The sequence below is a fragment of the Candidatus Ruminimicrobium bovinum genome (genome assembly GCF_902760015.1).
GTDB classification, from domain to species: Bacteria; Elusimicrobiota; Endomicrobiia; order Endomicrobiales; family Endomicrobiaceae; genus Ruminimicrobium; species Ruminimicrobium bovinum.
Map to the genome: position 1 here is coordinate 1 of NZ_CACWEU010000156.1, position 4102 is coordinate 4102.

General features: G+C 22.6%; 3 protein-coding genes. All 3 read left to right on the forward strand.

Annotated elements, in window-relative coordinates; genetic code table 11:
• Positions 1 to 1531: tetratricopeptide repeat protein (locus ACMUOV_RS05345; RefSeq protein ID WP_413854075.1), on the forward strand; the 1531-nt coding region annotated here is incomplete at its 5' end.
• Positions 1532 to 1547: 16 nt separating this feature from the next.
• On the forward strand, positions 1548 to 2678 hold the full coding sequence (locus ACMUOV_RS05350) for a HEPN-associated N-terminal domain-containing protein (RefSeq protein WP_413854076.1): 1131 nt from the start codon (positions 1548 to 1550) through the stop codon (positions 2676 to 2678).
• Between the two features lie 25 nt (positions 2679 to 2703).
• Complete coding sequence (locus tag ACMUOV_RS05355; RefSeq protein WP_413854077.1) at positions 2704 to 3948, forward strand: hypothetical protein; 1245 nt, start codon at positions 2704 to 2706, stop codon at positions 3946 to 3948.
• The last annotated feature ends 154 nt before the right edge of the window (positions 3949 to 4102 follow it).

Genomic DNA, 4102 nt, shown 5'->3' on the forward strand with positions numbered 1-4102 from the left:
ACATTTTATAGAAGATAAAGAATTAGACATTAGGAGTGATATATATTCTTTTGGAATAGTATTATATGAAATGTTTAATGCAGGAGAAAATATACAAAGCAAAACTCAAACAGGAAAGTTAAAAAGGAAAAGAAAATTTATAGAAATATCAAAAATAAAAAGTAACCATTGTAACGAGATAATAAAAAAATGCTTACAACCAAGACAAGAAGATAGATACCAAACATTTAAGGAATTAGAACGAGATTTACTAAAAGAAGCAAAAAAAGAAATAGGAAAATATTTTGAAGTTAAACAATTACCAATAGAAAAAATGAAGGCACAAGATTATTTTGGTAAAGGATATGGGTATCAAAATATAGAACAATATGAAGAAGCAATTAAATATTACGATAAGACAATAAAACTTGATTCAAAATATATTTTTGCTTATTACAATCGAGGATGTGCTAAAACAAGTTTAAAAAAATACGAAGAATCAATTAAAGATTATGATAAAACAATAGAACTTGACCCTAAAAAAGTTTCTGCATATCAGAATCGAGGAGTTGTTAAAGAGTATTTAAAGCAATATGAAGAAGCAATCAAAGATTATGATATAGCAATAAAACTTGATCCAGAAAAAATTGTTGCATATAATGGACGGGGAAATGCCAAAGCAAAATTAAAACAATACGAAGAAGCTATTAAAGATTATAATAGAGCAATAGAACTAGATACAAAATGTGTTTTAGCATATGATTGTCGCGGGAATGCTAAAGCAGCTTTAAGACAATATGAAGAAGCAATGAAAGATTATGATATAGCAATAAAACTTGATCCAAAAGATGCTACAATATATTACAATCGAGGATTTAGTAAAGCTTTTTTCAATCAATACGAAGAAGCAATCAAAGATTATGATATAGCAATAGAACTTGACCCAAACTATGTTTTTGCTTATAACAATCGAGGAGTTGCAAAAGATAAGTTAAAACAATACGAAGAAGCAATCAAAGATTATGACAAAGCAATAAAACTTGATCCAAAATATCTTTTTTGCTATTACAACAGAGGTTTTGCTAAATATAAGTTAAAGCAATATGAAGAAGCAATCAAAGATTATGATATAGCAATAAAACTTGATCCAGAATATAATTTTGTTTATTTTTTTCGAGCAATTGTTAAACAAGAATTAAAACAATATAAAGAAGCAATTGAAGATTATAATAAAGCAATAGAATATAATCAACAAAAAGCTCTATCTTATAATCAAGTAACTATTTGTTATTTATATATAAATCAAATAGATAAAGCATTGGAGAGTATAAATAAAGCATTGGAATTTGAATCAAATAATTCAAGGTATATAGATACTTTAGGTGATGTTTACAAATATATTAAAGAATATGATAAAGCAATAGAACAATACAAAAAAGCAATAAGTATAAATAAAAAGCAAATATCGTCATATAAAAACTTAATTGAAATTTACAAAACATTAGGAAAAGAAAAAGAAGCAAAAGAAATTGAAGAAAAGATAAAAAAATAAGAAAGGATAATAAATAATGAAATATATTTGTGATAAATGTGTCAATGATGAAGGATTAAAAAGTTTCATCAAAGATAAAAAACAAAAAAATGGGATAAAATGTTCAAATTGTGATAATACTGAAAATGTTATAACTATTAATTCTTTATTAGAATATATAAAAGAATGTATTGCTAATGAATATGATGAAACAACAAAAGATAAATATCATGATGATAAATTAAAAGAAGATATAAACTCTTTACCAATTGAAATATTATTAAAATATGAGCTACCAAAAGATGAAAAGTTGCATACTAAAATTATTAATTTTATTGGAAATGATAAAAGATATAGGCATAATAACTTTATAAATAATAAAGAATATAAAAAAATATTGGATATTTGGGAAGATTTTTGCTATGAAGTTAAATATAAAAACAGATACTTTTTTAATAGAGAAATATTGAAATCTTTGAAGAAGATAATTAAGTTATATAAGCCATTTGATTTTGTAAAAAAAGGTAAAGATTTTTATAGAGGAAGAACAAAACAATTATCAGAAGAATACAAAATACCGTTTAAATGTGTTAGTGATTTGTGTGTACCTCCTATTTTAAAAATATCAGAGCAAAGATATAATGCAAAATTTATATCTGCTTTTTATGTTTCGGATAATAAAAAAATTATATTTAATGAAATTGATGATATAAGTTCAAAAAGTATTACTATTGTTAGATTTAAAAATACAAAAATATTGAAAATATTTAATTTGTTCTCACGAGATATTTCTTTACCTTCATTGTTTAGTAAAAATTCAAAAGATAGAGCATATTCCCAAATATTGAACAAAATTTTGCAAGAAATATCTTTTCCTGCAAGTTTAGATAAAAAAGAATATATATTTCCTCAGATATTTGCAGAGTTTTTAAGGCAAGAATTCAATATAGATGGTATTTGTTATATTAGTACAGTTTCTAATGAACAAAAAGGTTTTAATTATGTATTTTTTTGTGGTAGAGAAAATTTTAAAGGAACTATAGAAACTACAAATAAAAAGGACAATAATATTTGGTTTGAAATGGTTTCAAATAGTATTGAATTATATTTTAAAGGATATAGAAAGTATAATTATCTGAAGAATATAAATAAGAAAATACAACCATAATTTAATATTTAAGGAGATTTGTATTATGGATATTAACGAATTATTAAATCAAAATAATATATTAAATACTGGTGAAAAAGAAGATTTAGAACATTATTTTACTATATGGTTTCATTTGGCCAGTAATAAATATGAAATTAATTTAGAAAATGATAATTTTTTTTCCCAAAATAAAGTCATACTGAATAATGGAACTAAAGAAGATATTGTAAATTGCATAGATAAATATCTTTTCATTTGTTGTGTTAAAAATCACTCTTTTGCATTTTTTAAAGATTTAAAGGATGAAGAATTAGATATAGATAATATAATAAATAAGGATAGTGGATTAAAAGAAAATTTCCAAAAACAATTAAATAGTTGGTTAGAAGAAAAATATAGAGAACCAAATAGAGAAGATATAAAAATTCTTTTAGATTATAAAGCAGATAAAATGGAAGCTTTAAAAATATCAATATATGAGAAACAACAATTTAAATCTTTTAGAAATTTAGTAAAAGAATATATAAATTTACTTGAGGAATTAAGAAAAGAAGAAAAGTGGAAAGAAAAAATACAAAAACAATTAGATATTTGGTTAAAAGAAAAAATTGCAATTGAACAAATTGATAAAGAAAAAGAAGATATTAATTTCTTATTAGAATATAAAGCGAATAAAGAAATAATATATAATCAAATAAAAGAGACCTCAAATTTTTATAAATTTAAATTTTTAATAGAAGAATTTAAAGAATATGGAATAACTTTAGAAAAAATAAATAAACAAGAGGAAAAAGAAAAATTAAAAAAACAACTGAACATTTGGATTAAATTTTTTGAGAATATAAAAAATAAAAGAGTTTTACAAAAAAAACTTATTAAAAAGAAATTATTACGCTTGAACAAAGAAAGGAAAGAATTAAAAAACAATATTAATCCATATTATGAAGAACTTAATTGGGAGATAGATGAATGCGATGCTATGTCACAAAGAGCAATGAGAGATGATGATTTTTGTTCAGAGTATTTTGAAAAAAATATGGATGGTAATATAGAAAATAGTAACAATTATGGAATTAGAAATGAAGTCGTAATGGATTTAGTGAATAGAAAAATTGATTATATAAATACATATGAAAATTCATTAGAAACAACTGTTAAATTGGAAATGACAGAAAAAGAAATATTAAAAGAGAAAAAAAATTTAATTTATGATAAAAACAATATCAAAGAAAATGAAGAACTTGAAAGAAATATTAAATTATTACAAAGTTTAATTCAACAACTATAGCAGAAAATAGAGCTGAGCTTATATTTTATGGCACAGGCTCAGTTCTTGTTCAGTTGTGCCATCAATTAACCGACTTCTTCAAAGAAAGAGTTTTTATCTTGTTTCAAAACTGTATTAATTTTTTGTTGAACTTCCAATAGTTGTTTTATTTTAT

Excerpts from the sequence above, each read along its gene's own strand:
- ACMUOV_RS05350 (WP_413854076.1), top strand. The coding sequence starts at position 1,548 with ATGAAATATATTTGTGATAAATGTGTCAATGATGAAGGATTAAAAAGT.
- ACMUOV_RS05355 (WP_413854077.1), top strand. The coding sequence starts at position 2,704 with ATGGATATTAACGAATTATTAAATCAAAATAATATATTAAATACTGGT.